Source organism: Gluconobacter sp. P1C6_b, assembly GCF_018811945.1.
Lineage (GTDB): Bacteria > Pseudomonadota > Alphaproteobacteria > Acetobacterales > Acetobacteraceae > Gluconobacter.
Genome location: NZ_JACRVU010000002.1, coordinates 145,238 through 159,954 on the forward strand (window position 1 = coordinate 145,238; position 14,717 = coordinate 159,954).

The 14,717-nt window shown below is 61.8% G+C and carries 12 protein-coding genes and 1 tRNA gene; 8 read left to right on the forward strand and 5 right to left on the reverse strand.

The window, feature by feature from the left end; all coding sequences use genetic code 11:
- Nucleotides 1-43 precede the first annotated feature (43 nt).
- On the forward strand, nt 44-3,565 hold the full coding sequence (gene mfd / locus KP701_RS02450; protein WP_215745568.1) for a transcription-repair coupling factor: 3,522 nt from the start codon (nt 44-46) through the stop codon (nt 3,563-3,565).
- Here mfd and KP701_RS02455 read toward each other — a convergent pair.
- Nucleotides 3,554-4,417: a DUF2125 domain-containing protein gene (locus KP701_RS02455; RefSeq protein ID WP_215745569.1), complete on the reverse strand. Its 864-nt coding sequence runs from the start codon at nt 4,415-4,417 to the stop codon at nt 3,554-3,556. The genes mfd and KP701_RS02455 overlap by 12 nt on opposite strands.
- Nucleotides 4,418-4,518: 101 nt before the next feature.
- Between KP701_RS02455 and KP701_RS02460 the strand changes: the two genes are divergently transcribed.
- The gene (locus KP701_RS02460) at nt 4,519-5,340 is read left to right on the forward strand and encodes a DUF1217 domain-containing protein (RefSeq protein ID WP_215745570.1); all 822 of its coding nucleotides are present in this window, start codon (nt 4,519-4,521) and stop codon (nt 5,338-5,340) included.
- Nucleotides 5,341-5,417: 77 nt separating this feature from the next.
- Nucleotides 5,418-6,845, forward strand: a complete 1,428-nt coding sequence (locus KP701_RS02465; RefSeq protein WP_215745571.1) for a pyridoxal-dependent decarboxylase — start codon at nt 5,418-5,420, stop codon at nt 6,843-6,845.
- Here the strand turns inward: KP701_RS02465 and KP701_RS02470 are convergent.
- The 3 genes from KP701_RS02470 to KP701_RS02480 all read right to left on the reverse strand — a co-directional run bounded on the left by KP701_RS02470 (nt 6,799) and on the right by KP701_RS02480 (nt 10,402).
- On the reverse strand, nt 6,799-8,673 hold the full coding sequence (locus tag KP701_RS02470; protein ID WP_215745572.1) for a cobaltochelatase CobT-related protein: 1,875 nt from the start codon (nt 8,671-8,673) through the stop codon (nt 6,799-6,801). The genes KP701_RS02465 and KP701_RS02470 overlap by 47 nt on opposite strands.
- Nucleotides 8,674-8,677: 4 nt before the next feature.
- Nucleotides 8,678-9,694 (reverse strand): cobaltochelatase subunit CobS, encoded by a 1,017-nt coding sequence (gene cobS / locus KP701_RS02475; protein WP_215745573.1) that lies wholly within the window; start codon nt 9,692-9,694, stop codon nt 8,678-8,680.
- A gap of 87 nt (nt 9,695-9,781) precedes the next feature.
- Nucleotides 9,782-10,402: a DnaJ domain-containing protein gene (locus KP701_RS02480; RefSeq protein WP_215745574.1), complete on the reverse strand. Its 621-nt coding sequence runs from the start codon at nt 10,400-10,402 to the stop codon at nt 9,782-9,784.
- Between the two features lie 69 nt (nt 10,403-10,471).
- On the opposite strand from KP701_RS02480, the gene KP701_RS02485 reads away from it, so the two are divergent.
- On the forward strand, nt 10,472-10,786 hold the full coding sequence (locus tag KP701_RS02485; protein WP_215745575.1) for a BolA family transcriptional regulator: 315 nt from the start codon (nt 10,472-10,474) through the stop codon (nt 10,784-10,786).
- A complete protein-coding gene (locus tag KP701_RS02490; RefSeq protein WP_215745576.1) occupies nt 10,783-11,376 on the forward strand; it encodes an outer membrane lipoprotein carrier protein LolA in 594 nt (197 codons plus the stop codon). The genes KP701_RS02485 and KP701_RS02490 overlap by 4 nt, the downstream gene beginning before the upstream one ends.
- Here KP701_RS02490 and lipB read toward each other — a convergent pair.
- Complete coding sequence (lipB, locus tag KP701_RS02495) at nt 11,357-12,040, reverse strand: lipoyl(octanoyl) transferase LipB (protein WP_252345346.1); 684 nt, start codon at nt 12,038-12,040, stop codon at nt 11,357-11,359. The genes KP701_RS02490 and lipB overlap by 20 nt on opposite strands.
- A 77-nt stretch (nt 12,041-12,117) precedes the next feature.
- Here lipB and KP701_RS02500 point away from each other — a divergent pair.
- From KP701_RS02500 to pgmG, 3 genes are all read left to right on the forward strand, one after another.
- Nucleotides 12,118-12,203, forward strand: a tRNA-Leu gene (locus tag KP701_RS02500).
- 210 nt (nt 12,204-12,413) lie between these two features.
- Complete coding sequence (gene galU / locus KP701_RS02505; RefSeq protein ID WP_215745578.1) at nt 12,414-13,298, forward strand: UTP--glucose-1-phosphate uridylyltransferase GalU; 885 nt, start codon at nt 12,414-12,416, stop codon at nt 13,296-13,298.
- Nucleotides 13,298-14,704 (forward strand): phosphoglucomutase/phosphomannomutase PgmG, encoded by a 1,407-nt coding sequence (pgmG, locus tag KP701_RS02510; RefSeq protein ID WP_215745579.1) that lies wholly within the window; start codon nt 13,298-13,300, stop codon nt 14,702-14,704. Before galU ends, pgmG begins: the two co-directional genes overlap by 1 nt.
- The last annotated feature ends 13 nt before the right edge of the window (nt 14,705-14,717 follow it).

Below are 14,717 nucleotides of genomic sequence, written 5' to 3' on the forward strand. Positions count from 1 at the left end.
GGGCTGACAGGCGATGGAACGGCAGGTATAGGGCATTAGCAGGATGGAACAAAACGAAACCATGACCCGTGAAATGTCCACAGCGTCCTTCGGCAGGTCTTTCGGGCCGACCGTCTGGGGCGTGCCGGATGGCAGTGTGGCCTTTCTTCTCCGCCAGCGCCTTGCCGAGCATGACGGGCCTCTGCTCCACGTTGCGCGCGATGATGCCGCCGTGGCCGCGCTGGCCGACATGCTGGTCTGGCTCATGCCGGAAGTGGAAGTCCTGCGTCTGCCGGCCTGGGACTGTCTGCCTTATGACCGCGTCTCGCCCAATCCGGTTCTGATTGCCGAACGGGCCGGGACGCTGTGCCGTCTGCTGGAACCCACGAAGGCGCGGCGGATCGTTCTGACGACCGTGCACAGTCTGATCCAGCGCGTGCCCCCGCGCTCGGCGTTCCGCGGGCAGTCCATCAGCGTGAAGACCGGTGAGAGCCTCGATCAGGCGATGCTGATCGAACTGCTGATCGCCAACGGTTACACCCGGACTGATACGGTCATGGAAGCGGGCGAGTTCGCCACACGGGGCGGCATTTTCGATCTTTTCCCGGCGGGCGAGAGCGATCCGATCCGTCTGGACCTGTTCGGGGACGAAGTGGAGAACATCCGCGCCTTCGATGTTGGCACGCAACGTTCCACCGAGACCCTGAAGCGTTTCGAACTGCGTCCGGTCTCCGAGTTCTCGCTGGGCCCGGACAGCATCAGCCGGTTCCGGACAGGCTGGCGCGACTCGTTCGGTCCCGCTGCCACATCCGACACGATTTACGAAAATGTCTCCGACGGGCGACGTTATCCGGGACTGGAGCACTACCTGCCGCTTTTCCATGACGGTGACGGGCACCAGATGGAGACGCTGCTGGATTATCTGCCGGGCGGGGCGGTCAGCTTCGATCATCATGCGCCGGAAATCCTCAAGGCGCGGCTGGACATGATCGCCGATCATTATCAGGCCCGCCGTGTGCCGACCCGCGAGGGCGAAATCCCGTACCGTCCGCTGCCGCCGCACAGACTGTATCTGGATGCTCACGGCTGGGAATCGATGCTGGCGGATGTCCCGTCCGTTATTCTCAACGCGTTTGCCATGCCGGATACGGCGCAGGGCGTCGATGCAGGCTATCGCCCCGGACCGCTGTTTGCCAGAGCCAAGGACGGAAGCCGGGCAGGGATGTTCGAAGCCTTCGGACAGCAGGTGAAGACTTGGGCCGAGGCAGGACGGCGCACCTATGTCACGGCCTGGAGCCGTGGCTCACGAGAGCGGATTTCGCACCTTCTGGCCGAGCATGGTGTCACGGCGACGTCCTATGAGGACTGGCCGGATGCAGCAGGAATGCCGAAGGGCACGACCGGCCTGCTGACGCTGGGGCTGGAACGCGGGTTTGTTTCGGACCGCCTGTGTTTCGTCTCCGAGCAGGATCTGCTGGGCGAGCGGATTTCCCGACCGCCGCGTCGCCGCAAGCGTGGGGAGCAGTTCATCTCGCAGGTGGGCGAGATCGCGGAAGGGGATCTGGTCGTTCATTCTGATTATGGGATCGGGCGCTATGTCGGGCTTGAGACGGTTATCGAAGGCCGCGTTGCGCATGACTACCTGTCGATCCTCTATGACGGGGAACAACGGCTGCTTCTGCCGGTCGAGAATATCGAGCTTCTGAGCCGCTTTGGCTCCGAACAGGCAGGCGTTCAGCTTGACAAGCTGGGCGGGACCGCCTGGCAGGCGCGCAAGGCTAAGATGAAGTCCCGCATCCGCGTGATGGCGGGTGAACTGATCAAGACGGCAGCCGCCCGTGCGCTGAAGGATGCGCCGATGCTCGCACCGGCTGAAGGGCTGTGGGACGAGTTCTGCGCCCGCTTCCCGTTCGTGGAGACCGAAGACCAGTCCCGCGCGATTGCGGATGTGCTGGAAGACATGAGCGCCGGGCGGCCGATGGATCGGCTGGTCTGTGGCGATGTGGGTTTCGGCAAGACGGAAGTGGCGCTGCGGGCGGCGTTCGTGGCGGCACTTTCGGGGATGCAGGTCGCGGTCGTGGTGCCGACAACGCTGCTGGCCCGTCAGCATTTCCGCAGCTTCTCGACGCGCTTTGAGGGCTTTCCGGTCAACGTGGCGCAGCTTTCACGCCTTATCACGCCGAAAGAAGCCACGAAGGTCCGCGAGGGCATGGCGGATGGCACGGTGGATATCGTGGTCGGCACCCATGCGCTGCTGGCTAAAACCGTGTCCTTCGAGCGCCTGGGGCTGCTGATCATCGACGAGGAGCAGCATTTCGGTGTGGCGCACAAGGAGCGTCTGAAGGCGCTGCGTGAGGACGTGCATGTCCTGACCCTGTCCGCCACGCCGCTACCCAGAACGCTTCAGCTTTCGCTGTCCGGCGTGCGGGAAATGAGCCTGATCGCAACGCCGCCGACGGACCGTCTGGCGGTGCGCACGTTCATCACGCCGTTCGACAGCGTCATGATCCGTGAAGCCATCCAGCGTGAACGCTTCCGCGGTGGCCAGATCTTCTGCGTCGTGCCGCGTCTGGCAGACATGGACCGCATGGCCGAGCGCCTGACGGAAATCGTCCCGGATGCCAAGACCGTGCAGGCCCATGGACGTTTGACGCCCACGGAGCTCGAACGTGTCATGACGGAGTTCGCGGACGGAAAATACGATATCCTGCTCTCTACAAATATCGTGGAAAGCGGGCTGGACATGCCCAGCGTGAACACGATCATCATCCACCGCGCGGACATGTTCGGTCTGGGGCAGCTCTATCAGCTTCGCGGCCGTGTCGGCCGTGGCAAGCAGCGTGGTTACGCCTATCTGACCTGGCCGCAGACGCGTCCGCTGTCTCCGTCATCGGAAAAGCGGCTTGAGGTCATGCAGACGCTGGATTCGCTTGGTGCGGGCTTCACGCTGGCCTCCCATGATCTGGACCTGCGTGGTGCTGGCAATCTGCTGGGGGACGAGCAGTCCGGGCATATCAAGGAAGTCGGTATCGAGCTGTATCAGCAGATGCTCGAAGACGCCGTGATCGACATGCGTCGTGAGCGCGGCAAGCGTCAGGACGACGAGGATAGCTGGACCCCGACGATCATTCTCGGCCTGCCTGTGCTGATCCCCGAGGCCTATGTGCCGGATCTGCCGGTGCGTCTGGGGCTGTACCGACGCATTGCGTCGCTGACGAACGAGGCCGAGGTCGAGGCCATGCGCGCCGAACTCGTGGACCGGTTCGGTTCACTGCCGCCGGAAGTGGGCAATCTGCTCGATGTGGTTCTGATCAAGCGTCTGTGCCGTGAGGCTGGCGTGGAACGTCTGGAGACGGGACCGAAGGGCATGGTGATCCAGTTCCGCCGCAACCGTTTCGCAAATCCGGCCGCGCTGATCGACTGGGTGGCACGCAAGAAGGAATCGGGCGTGAAGATCCGCCCCGATCACAAGCTTGCGGTCATCCGCGAAATGACGAATGCGACCCGCATTGGCTATGCCAAGAAGGTCACGACTGTTCTGTGCAAGATGATCCGCAAACTTGAGGCGGCGAAATCAGGGGACTGAGAACGGCAGCGGGATGCGGTTGACGGTTACGACGCCGCCGCTCAGCCCGATGTCCCACAATGTCGCATCCCCGCTCTGACGGCCCATCAGCCGGGCGATCGTCAGGGCGGCTACCACCTTCTTCGGGGCGGTGTCGCGGATCTGGCCGATCAGGGTGTCAACATTCGTGACGCTGACATGCAGGTCTGCGGCCGAGGTGGATGCTGTTGCGCCGGGTTCGATGCTGCCCTTGCCGTCGATGGCGCTGCTGCCGGAGACGGCATGCAGGGCGTTGATCGTGATCTGCTGGCGTGCGGTATCAAGGCCCTGGACCGTCAGATCTGCCGAAAGCTGCGTGGGCATGAGCGGCTGCTTGGTGTCGTGGATGCCCGTTCCCTCGACCTTCAGTCGCAGGTCCGGCGTGGTCTGGACAGCCTGGATCGACGCTTTGCGGATCGTCATGTCGTGACCGGGGCGTGCGAGGGTCACATTCGTCCATGTAGCCTGCGGAGTGCCGCTGCGGATGTCACTGCTGTTGATCGTCCGGCTCTGGTCTTTGCAGGCGGGACTGATGCCGCCGCGAAAGGCGCTGAGTGCGGCATAGGCGGCGACGGCGTTGAAACGCTCCAGGGTGGCGCTTTCAACGTGACCGGACGGATCGGACAGGTTCACGCCGCGGATGTCGAGCGTGATGTCGGTTCCAGTCAGGGTCGCATGCAGTGTTTTGGCCGTCAGGCCATGCGCGGCGGTCTTCGTGCCGGCAAGTTCGTATGTGAAGCAGGATTCCGGCAGACCGGACAGGGTGGAGGCGCTGGCCATAACCGGCATCAGAAGCGCGGCAGTGGCGGCGAGCAGGGACAGGCGAATGGACATGAGTGGGTTCCGGACTGTGGAGAAGGACAAGAGACGTTAAGACTGTATTAGGGAATGGGGAGATAGAGTGACGGACCTACTCCTTTTTCGGAGAAACGCGCGTGTCTTCCTCCATTTCCGCCATGCCCGCCATTCCGCAGTATGTCTCCATCATCAAGGATGAAGACTCTTCGGCGAACAAGTGGGAAAAAACAAGCGTCTCCACCCAGCAGGCCGTTGCGGCTTTCAAGCAGGATGCGGCTTCGATCAAGACACCGGAGCAGCTTCTGAAAAACTACAAGGCGCTCAAGGTTGTGCTTGGGGCATATGGTATGTCCTCGGTCATTGGTCAGACGGCGGTCATCAAGGATCTCATGACGCAGGATCCGACCTCGTCCAAATCCCTTGCCCAGACCAGCGGGAATTCGGCGTGGAAGGCTTTTGCAAATGCCTTTTCCGACTGGTCGACCTCGCCCTTGGCGTCTTCCGACACCGTGCAGAGCATCACGCAAAGTTACCTGACCAACAGTTACGAAGACAGTCTGCAGACAGAGACGCCGGGCCTGGGGGATGCGTTGTATTTTACCCGTACGGCGACAACGGACATGACTCTTGCCAATGTGATGGCAGACCCGAAGCTCCTGAAAGTGGCTGAGGTTGTTTCCGGTTTTGACACGACGCAGTTCGGCGCGCTGGATTATGATCAGCAGGTCCGTCTGCTTGGATCGAAGCTGGATATGTCCAAACTCAGTACGAAGCAGGGAATCCAGCAGTTCGCGCAGCAATATCTTGCCCTGCTGCAGATCCACCCCGTTACGAGCACGACCCCAGCAAGCATGCTGACCCTCTATGGCGGGAGCGGCTCCAGCACGGGCATTCTTTCCCTCTTTACCGGAAATTCGAGCAGCGACAGCAGTTCGTCCCTGTATTCTGCCCTGTTCTGAGCGCCTTTCCTGACGTGACATCGACCGGGCGGGCCTGTATCGCAGACACCTGACGGATTTCAGGTGAAGGGATAATCATGGCCGGACTGGACCCCGCCGACTGGCGTGGCATTCGTGACATCGGGCACCGGATGCTGGACGAGGTCTTTGACCGCATGGAGCATGTGGGAGAGGGACCCGTCTGGAGACCCATGCCATCTTCTGCCCGACAGGCCCTGAAGGAAGGACTCCCGGAGAAGGGACATTCCCTCGACGATCTGTACGGGCGTTATCTTGATCTGGTTGTGCCTTATGGTGTGGGGAATACCCATCCCGGTTTTATGGGATGGGTGCATGGTGCGGGAACGCCGGTCGGGATGCTGGCGGAAATGCTGGCTGGTGGCCTGAATGCGAATTGTGGTGGACGCGATCACGCACCGATCGAGGTCGAGCGCGAGGTCATTCGCTGGGCCCTGCAGATGGTCGGCATGCCACAGGATGGCTCAGGCTGTCTGGTAACGGGCTCGTCCATGGCCAACTTCATCAGTGTGATTACGGCGAGCCGTGCGCAGGACCTGTCCATCCGGAAGGAAGGAATCGGCGCACGCAGGCTTGTGGGCTATGCTGCGACGACGGCTCATGGATGTCTGCCGCGGGCTTTTGATCTGGCGGGGCTGGGAAGTGAGGCGCTCAGGCGTGTTCCTGTTCTGGCGGATCATCGCATGGATGTCAGCGTCTTGCGGGATATGATCGCCGAGGACCGGAAGGCGGGTTTCGTGCCGTTCATGGTTGCGGGCACGGCCGGAACCGTTGACTGCGGGGCGATTGACGATCTGGTGGCGATCGAGGCGGTCGCCCGTGAGGCCGGGCTCTGGTTCCATGTCGATGCGGCATTCGGGGCGCTGGCCTGTCTTTCACCGCGCTTTCAGCCGCAGCTTGCCGGGATCGGGAAAGCAGACAGTCTGGCTTTCGATTTCCATAAATGGGCGCAGGTTCCCTATGACGCGGGCTGCGTGCTGGTGCGCGACAGTCGCAAGCATGCGGCAGCTTTTGCGCAGTCCCTGGATTACCTTGTGCGCGAAGAGCGCGGGCTGGCTGCCGGAGCGCCGTGGTTCTGTGACTTCGGGCCGGATCTGTCACGCGGGTTCCGGGCGCTCAAGGTCTGGATGACGCTGGGCCACTACGGAGCCGGGCGCATGGGAGAAATGGTCGAGACATGCTGTGACGTGGCCGGAGATCTGGCGCGGCGCGTGGAGCGGACGGACGGGCTGGTTCTGCTGGCGCCGGTGACGCTCAATATCGTCTGCTTCGGGATCGAGGGTCTTGAAGATGCCGAAGTCTCGGAACTGGTGCAGGATCTGCATGAAAGCGGGATCGCCGCGCCGTCCACGACCAGGATCAATGGTCGGCTGGCGGTGCGGGCGGCGATCGTCAATCACCGGACCACGACCGTCCATACCGACCGGATGCTGGATGCTGTTATTGCGCTGCGCGACGGGCGCCTGAAGGTGCGAACAGGGCGCTGAGCTGGGCCATCATGGTTCCGCCGAGGTCTTCGGCGGAACTGATGGTGACGCTGTTGCGATAATAGCGCGTGACGTCATGGCCAATGCCGATGGCAAGCAGTTCCGTCCCGCGATCCGCCTCGATCCGGGCGATCACCTTGCGCAGATGGTCTTCCAGGTAGTTATGCGGATTGGCGGAGAACGTGCTGTCATCCACCGGCGCGCCATCGGAAATCACCATCAGGATATGGCGGTGTTCCGGGCGGCGGCGCAGCCGTTTCCAGGCCCAGAGCAGGGCTTCGCCATCGATGTTTTCCTTGAGCAGCCCATCGCGCAGCATCAGGCCCAGATTGCGCCGGGCGCGCCGCAGGGGCGTGTCCGCATCCTTGTAGATGATGTGGCGCAGATCATTCAGGCGTCCTGGCTGGGGCGTGCGCCCGTTTCTGAGCCAGCGTTCACGGCTCTGGCCACCTTTCCACTGACGGGTCGTGAAGCCCAGAACCTCGACCTTCACGCCGCAGCGTTCGAGCGTGCGGGCGAGAATGTCGCCGCAAATGGCCGCCGTGCCGATCGGGCGGCCACGCATGGAGCCTGAGTTGTCGATCAGAAGGGTGACGACCGTGTCGCGGAACTCCGTCTCGCATTCATGCTTGCATGACAGCGGAAGGGTCGGATTGGTTACGACGCGAGACAGGCGCCCGGCGTCGAGAATGCCTTCTTCCTGTTCGAACTCCCAGCGGCGCTGCTGCTGCGCCATGAGGCGGCGTTGCAGCCGGTGCGCAAGGCGTGAGACCAGGCCATGGAGCTGGGACATCTGTTGGTCGAGTTTCTGGCGCAGACGGTCCAGTTCGTCGGCGTCACACAGATCGGAGGCGTTCACTTCCTCGTCGAAATCGGTGGTGTACGCTTTGTAGGTATTGGGGGCTTCGGAAGGTCCGGTGTCGGCCTGCTGGTCAGAAGGTCCGGCAGCTTCTTCGGTGCCGTCTTCCGACATCTCGGCGGCTTCCGTGGCTTCGCTTTCGCCGGAAAGGCCGGTCTCTCCGCTCTCGGGCTGGTAGCCGTCTTCTTCCTCTTCGGTGGCGGCAGGGGCCTGCTGGTCCTGACCTTCTGCCTCAGGCGCGTCGCTGTCCGTGGTTTCCTCTTCGTCCGACGGCAGATCAGACGGGGCCATCTGCTCTTCGTCCTCATCGGGGACGGTTGTGAGCTTGCAGGCTCCGAGGAAACGGGTCGTGGCACGGGCGAAGGCCGTCTGATCGCTCTGGGTGCGGGCCATGTCGGCAAGTGCGGCTTTTGCTGCGGGCGTCAGGGACGCCCGCCATTCGTCCAGAGCCGCTCCGGCCTGAACAGGCATGGGGTGGCCGCTCATGGCCTCCCGGGCAAGGAGATCCAGCGCGACGGGAGCCGGCATGTCCTCGCGTGTTTTCATCCGGTTGCAGCCCAGTTCGGCGCAATGCTGGGCCACACGCTGTTCCAGATTGGCCCGCACGCCTGCCATGTGGCGTGAGCCGTAGACCTCGCAACGCGCCTGTTCCAGCGCATCAAAGGCCTGGCGGGCTACAGGTTCAGCTGGTGCGCCTGAGTCTTTCTGGGCATGGTACCGCATCCGCAGGGCAGCGGAATCCGCGGCCCCCCGGATCTTGCGGATTTCCCAGTCGTGCATGTGGCGCGACAGATAGGGCAGTTCCACATTGCCGGCAGCGACGGCGTTCTGACGGCTTCCGTTGACGGCACCCTGAAAATCCACGCCCTGCTCCGGCGCTCCACCCATGGCGCGCAGGGTGGCGATGGTGGCCTGACGGAAGCGTTCCTGCCGTTCTTCGTCGGTGAGGGAAGTCTTGGGAGCAGACAAGGGATCAGGCCAGCGGTGAGGCGTTGAAGCAGCGCTGGTAGTATTCCGCCACGATTCCGCGCTCGGCCTCATCGCATTTGTTGAGGAAGGTCAGGCGGAAGGAGAACGCCACGTCGTTGAAGATGCGGTTGTTCTCGGCCCAGGCGATGACGGCGCGCGGGGACATGACCGTGGAGATGTCTCCGGCCATGAAACCGGACCGCGTGAGGTTCGCCAGGGCGACCATGCGCTCGACCAGCGTTGTGGCGTCCTTGTCTTTTGCGGGGATCTTCAGCTTGGAGGTGACGATGCCGACTTCCTGCTCCAGCGGCAGGTAGTTCAGGGTCGCGACGATATTCCAGCGGTCCATCTGGCCCTGATTGATCTGCTGGGTGCCGTGATACAGGCCGGTCGTATCACCCAGACCCACCGTGTTGGCCGTGGCAAAAAGACGGAAAGCCGGATTGGGACGGATAACGCGGTTCTGGTCCAGAAGCGTCAGATGCCCTTCGGCTTCCAGCACGCGCTGGATAACGAACATCACGTCCGGGCGACCGGCGTCGTATTCGTCGAAGATCAGGGCGCAGGGATGCTGGAGGCACCAGGGCAGCAGGCCTTCGCGGAATTCCGTGATCTGCTTGCCGTCCTTGAGCACGATCGCGTCCTTGCCGATCAGGTCGATCCGCGAGACATGGCTGTCGAGATTGATCCGGACGCAGGGCCAGTTCAGGCGCGCGGCGATCTGCTCGATATGGGACGACTTGCCGGTGCCGTGGAAGCCCTGGACCATGACGCGCCGGTTGAAGGCAAATCCCGCGAGAATGGCGCGGGTGGTGTCCTCGTCGAACTTGTAGGACGGGTCGATGTCGGGAACATGTTCCGTGCGTATGGAATAGGCCGGAACCTGCATGTCCGTGCGGATGCCGAAGACTTCCGCCGAGGACACCATGAGATCGGGGGCGCCGAGAACGCTGGTCGGGACCGCAGCATTTTCAGCGGTGGTCACGGCTTCCGGGGTGTCAATCGTCGCGAAATCACTCATGGGTCTCTGGGGCTTTCGTTGGATCTTTGGATACAGGACGTTCTGGAGAAGATGGAGCCTCGGCGTCCTCTGTTCCAGTCTAAAAATTCAGGAAACGAAATCGTCCTGACGCGTGAAATGGACTTTGAGCGCGGCATAGGCCGAACCGATGGCTTTGAACCGCTCTTCGGATTTCTCATCGCCGATATTGGCGTCGGGATGATGCTGGCGGGCGAGGGCACGGTAGCGGGTTTTCACGTCATCGAAAGAGACCGGCCATGTCAGATCCAGGGTCGCAAGGGGCTGGCGCAGGGGCTCGGGGATTCCGGCGGCCTGGGCGGACGCGCGCTGGCGGGCCGCGTCTTTTGCACGCTCTGCGCGGCTGTGACGGGTCGCGCCGAGAATGTCGAGCGGGTCGAGGATGTCGTCCTCGTTGAACTCCGCCTTGTTCGCTGTTCCGGTCCCGAGCTTCCAGGACGGGCGCTGCCATGAGACGTCGGCCCGCAGATGTGCCTCGATCTGGCCCGGCGTCATGCCGCGATAGAAATCCCAGCGGGAATTGTATTCACGGACATGCTCCAGGCAGAACCAGAAATACGAGCGCAGGGCATCACGCCCGCGCGGCGCACGGTAGCCCGCAGGTTCGCTGCAGCCCGGATGGTCGCAGACCTGTTCCGGCGCGTCAGGATCGGGATCGAAGGCCCGGTGTCTGGTGGATTTGCGCTGCATGGTGTCTGATATGGGCAATCACAGCCGCACGATGCAAGCGGCCATTCCTCCAGCTGGACGATTTTCATCATGTCTGAAACAGCTTCACGCTCTTCCACGCCGCACTCCACCCGACGGGAGCGGATCGAGGCGATCCTTCGAAGCGAACTGTCGCCCACGACGCTCGAGATCCAGGATGACAGCGCCCGTCATGCCCATCATGCCGGGGCGAAGGCTCTTGGGAGTGATGGGGAGACGCATTTCAATGTCGCCATCACAAGTGCGCAGTTTGACGGACTGAACCGGGTGGCGCGCCATCGGCTGGTCAATGGTCTGCTGGCCGAGGAGTTCAGCTCCGGGCTGCATGCGCTGTCCCTGGTCCTGCATGGAGAGAAAACCCCATGAAACGTGCTCTGCTGGCCCTCCTTCTGCTTTCAGGCTGTGCGACAGGTGGCTATGGCCACCTGCCTGCGGTCGAGCAGAACGACGTGCATCGTATCGAGGCCTATCTGAATGGTCTTCAGGGATTGCAGGCCGCCTTTCTGCAACAGGGGCCGGATGCCGGGGAGAGCGCGGGGCGTTTTTCCTACATTCCGGGGCATCTGAGGCTGGATTATGTAGCGCCGCATCCGATGGAGCTCGTTGCGGGTGACGGGCACCTCGTGCTCGACGATCGGGCGACGGGCGCCGTCACGCATCTGTCGCTGCGACACAATCCGCTCGGTCTGTTGCTGAAATATCCGATCCGGTTCGACGGCGACGTGCAGGTTACGGATGTGCGGCATGGGGACGGATCGCTGCAGATTTCGGTCGCGCAGGCGGATAATCCCTCCCAGGGGCTGCTGACGATCCAGTTTTCAGATGTGAAGGGTCAGCTCGGTTTGATCGGGTTGCAGGGCGTGGATGCCCGACAGCATCATTTTGGCGTGGAGCTATCCGCTGTGCAGCAGGGCGTGGCAATCACCCCGTCCGTTTTCACGCCGCCCGCGGGATAGAACCGAACCGTCCTGGCCATGCGGCAGCGAGAGCGTCATCGAGATCCGCCATCGTCAGGCTGCTGTCGAATCGCCGGAGACTGGTGACGCCGAACTCGCGGATGCCGCAGGGCACGATTCCATCGAAATCGGTCAGATCGGGACTGACATTGATCGAAACGCCATGCCAACTGACCCAGCGGCTGACGCGGATGCCCAGCGCCCCGATCTTGGCTTCCAGGCCCGTGAGGGGATCGATCGTCCAGACGCCGATCCGGCCCTCGCGGGTAAAGGCCGTGACGCCGAGCCGGGCGAGGGCGTCGGTCATCCAGCCTTCCAGTCCCGCGACAAAGGCGCGCAGGTCGCGGGGCGGAACGGTGCCGTTCGGCTTCGTCAGATCCATCATGACATAACCAAGCCTCTGTCCCGGTCCATGATAGGTCCACTGGCCGCCGCGTCCGGCGGAATAGGTCGGATAACCGTGAGGATTATAGAGGTCCGTGTCTCTGGCAGAGGTGCCCGCCGTAAAGACGGGAGGGTGCTCGACAAGCCAGACCAGCGGTTCTGCTGTCCCCCGATGAATGGCTCGCGCACGCTCCTCCATGAAGGTCAGGGCTTCGGGGTAGGCGGTCAGTCCCGGAGAGGATTTCCACAAAATTTCTTCATAAATCTCATTTCGGGTCATTGCCCTCGTTTTCGGCATCAGCTATAGCCCCTTCCACACCGGACGGTCATGCACGAAGCAGGGTCGTTTGTCACGGGGCGGCCGTGGCGGAATGGTAGACGCGCAAGCTTGAGGTGCTTGTGGGGGCAACCCCGTGGAAGTTCGAGTCTTCTCGGCCGCACCACTGACATTCAGATGTCGGTGTATCCCAGTAAAAATCAGACATCACGAAAATAAACCCCGCAGGGGAGCGAAGCGTTTCCTTGCCGTTCTCTGGTCTGTGCCATTTTGTTGCCAGACTGCTGAGACAGGTTTATTCCTTGTTGCGTCCTTGAGAGCGTCTGGACCTGTGGTTCGGCGGTCGGGCGTTATTTCGGCTGATGTGTGAGGTTTCGTGATCAAGCCACTGAAAAAAGCTGTCCTTCCTGTTGCCGGTCTTGGAACGCGGTTCCTGCCTGCGACCAAGGCCATGCCGAAGGAAATGCTTCCTGTCGTCGATAAGCCGCTGATCCAGTACGCGATCGATGAAGCCCGCGAAGCCGGGATTGAAGAATTCTGTCTGGTGACCGGTCGTGGCAAAGACAGCCTGATCGATTATTTCGATATTGCCTATGAACTTGAAGCAACGCTCAAGGAACGCGGCAAGAAGAGCGCGCTTGAAGCGCTTGCACCCAGCAGCGTGCAGGCGGGCTCCCTCGTGGCCGTGCGTCAGCAGGAGCCGCTGGGCCTGGGCCATGCCATCTGGTGTGCACGTTCGTTTATTGGTGACGATCCGTTCGCCATCCTGCTGCCGGACGATATCGTCAAGGGACGCAGCTGCATTGGTCAGCTGGTCGAGGCCTACAACCAGACCGGCGGCAATGTCGTGGCAGTTACGGAAGTTCCGCCTGAGCATACGAACCGCTACGGCATTCTTGATGTTGGCAGCGACGACGGCAAGCTGGTCGAGGTCAAAGGGCTGGTCGAAAAGCCGGCTCCAGAAGATGCTCCTTCGAACCTGTCCATCATCGGTCGCTACGTGTTGACGCCGGACGTCATGAAGTATCTGGCGAAGCTGGAGCGTGGCGCGGGCAATGAAGTCCAGTTGACGGATGCGATGGCCAAGACGATCGGTGAAGTGCCGTTCCATGGTCTGCGTTACGAAGGGACGCGCTATGACTGCGGTGACAAAGCCGGATTCCTCGAAGCGCAGATCGCCTTCTCGATTGACCGTGAGGATCTTGGTGCGTCCGTGAAGGCGTTCCTCAAGAAGTACAAGCAGTATGTGGACGCGCCCTGATGCCATTCCGGCATGATTTTGATCCGACGAGCCTGCGGGAATACGATATCCGCGGGATCGTCGGAAAGACGCTGCATCCGGCCGATGCCTTCGCCATTGGTCGTACATTTGCGAGTATGGTGATCCGCGCCGGTGGGAAGCGGATTGTGGTTGGATATGATGGCCGTCTGTCTTCGCCAGCGCTGGAAGAGGCGCTGGTTCGGGGAGCCGTCGAATCCGGAGCTGAGGTGACACGGATCGGATGTGGTCCGACGCCCATGCTCTATTTCGCCTCCGTGGCGGATGGCGCTGATGGTGCCGTCATGGTCACGGGAAGCCATAATCCGCCCGATTATAACGGCTTCAAGATGATGATGGGCGGCAAGCCGTTTTACGGTGACCAGATCCGCGAACTGGGCCGTCTGTCCGCATCCGGCGACGTTCTTCCCGCGACGAACGGGACTGCGGTCAGGATTGATATTTCCGGCCGTTATATTGACCGGCTTGTACAGGATTACGATGGGATCCGGCCACTGCGGGTCGTTTGGGACAATGGCAACTCTGCAGCCGGTGCCGTGCTCAGCCGTCTGGTCGAGCGCCTTCCGGGTGAACATACGGTTTTGTTCGGAGAGATAGACGGGCATTTCCCGAACCATCATCCCGATCCGACGGTCGAGAAAAACCTTCAGGACCTGATCCGGGTCGTTGATGAAAAGCAGGTAGATCTGGGGATTGCCTTTGATGGTGATGCGGACCGGATCGGTATTGTCGACAATCGCGGACAGATCTTCTGGGGCGACCAGATGCTGGTTCTGCTGGCGCAGGACGTTCTGAGCCGTCACCCGGGTGCCACGATCATCGCGGATGTGAAAGCCAGCCAGATCCTCTTCGATGAGATCGCAAAAGCCGGTGGGCAGCCGCTGATGTGGAAGACAGGCCATTCGCTCATCAAGACCAAGATGGCCGAAACCGCCTCTCCGCTGGCGGGCGAGATGTCCGGGCATATCTTTTTTGCCGACAAATGGTACGGTTTTGATGATGCGCTTTATGCCGCCGTGCGGGTTCTGGGAATTGTGTCGCGTCTGCCAGGGCCGCTTTCGGATTTCCGCGACAGCCTGCCGGTGACGGTTACGACGCCGGAACTGCGCTTCAACTGCGATGACAAACGCAAGTTCGAGGTCATCACGGAAGTGGCCGAACGTCTGCGGAAAGAGGGGGCGGACGTGTCCGAAATTGACGGTGTCCGCGTCAATACGCCGGATGGCTGGTGGCTGCTTCGGGCTTCCAACACCCAGGCCGTTCTGGTGGCCCGGGCGGAGGCGCGTGACGAAGCTGGGCTGGACCGTCTGAAGGCGGCGTTGGCCGCACAGCTTGAGGCCTCGGGTCTCGATGCGCCTGATTTTTCCGGCGAGAATGCAGGGCACTGACATGGAACGGCTT

Excerpts from the sequence above, each read along its gene's own strand:
- KP701_RS02490 (WP_215745576.1), top strand. The coding sequence starts at position 10,783 with ATGAAACGTGCTCTGCTGGCCCTCCTTCTGCTTTCAGGCTGTGCGACA.
- KP701_RS02455 (WP_215745569.1), bottom strand. The coding sequence starts at position 4,417 with ATGTCCATTCGCCTGTCCCTGCTCGCCGCCACTGCCGCGCTTCTGATG.
- lipB (WP_252345346.1), bottom strand. The coding sequence starts at position 12,040 with ATGACCCGAAATGAGATTTATGAAGAAATTTTGTGGAAATCCTCTCCG.
- KP701_RS02485 (WP_215745575.1), top strand. The coding sequence starts at position 10,472 with ATGTCTGAAACAGCTTCACGCTCTTCCACGCCGCACTCCACCCGACGG.
- KP701_RS02465 (WP_215745571.1), top strand. The coding sequence starts at position 5,418 with ATGGCCGGACTGGACCCCGCCGACTGGCGTGGCATTCGTGACATCGGG.
- KP701_RS02480 (WP_215745574.1), bottom strand. The coding sequence starts at position 10,402 with ATGCAGCGCAAATCCACCAGACACCGGGCCTTCGATCCCGATCCTGAC.
- cobS (WP_215745573.1), bottom strand. The coding sequence starts at position 9,694 with ATGAGTGATTTCGCGACGATTGACACCCCGGAAGCCGTGACCACCGCT.
- mfd (WP_215745568.1), top strand. The coding sequence starts at position 44 with ATGGAACAAAACGAAACCATGACCCGTGAAATGTCCACAGCGTCCTTC.
- pgmG (WP_215745579.1), top strand. The coding sequence starts at position 13,298 with ATGCCATTCCGGCATGATTTTGATCCGACGAGCCTGCGGGAATACGAT.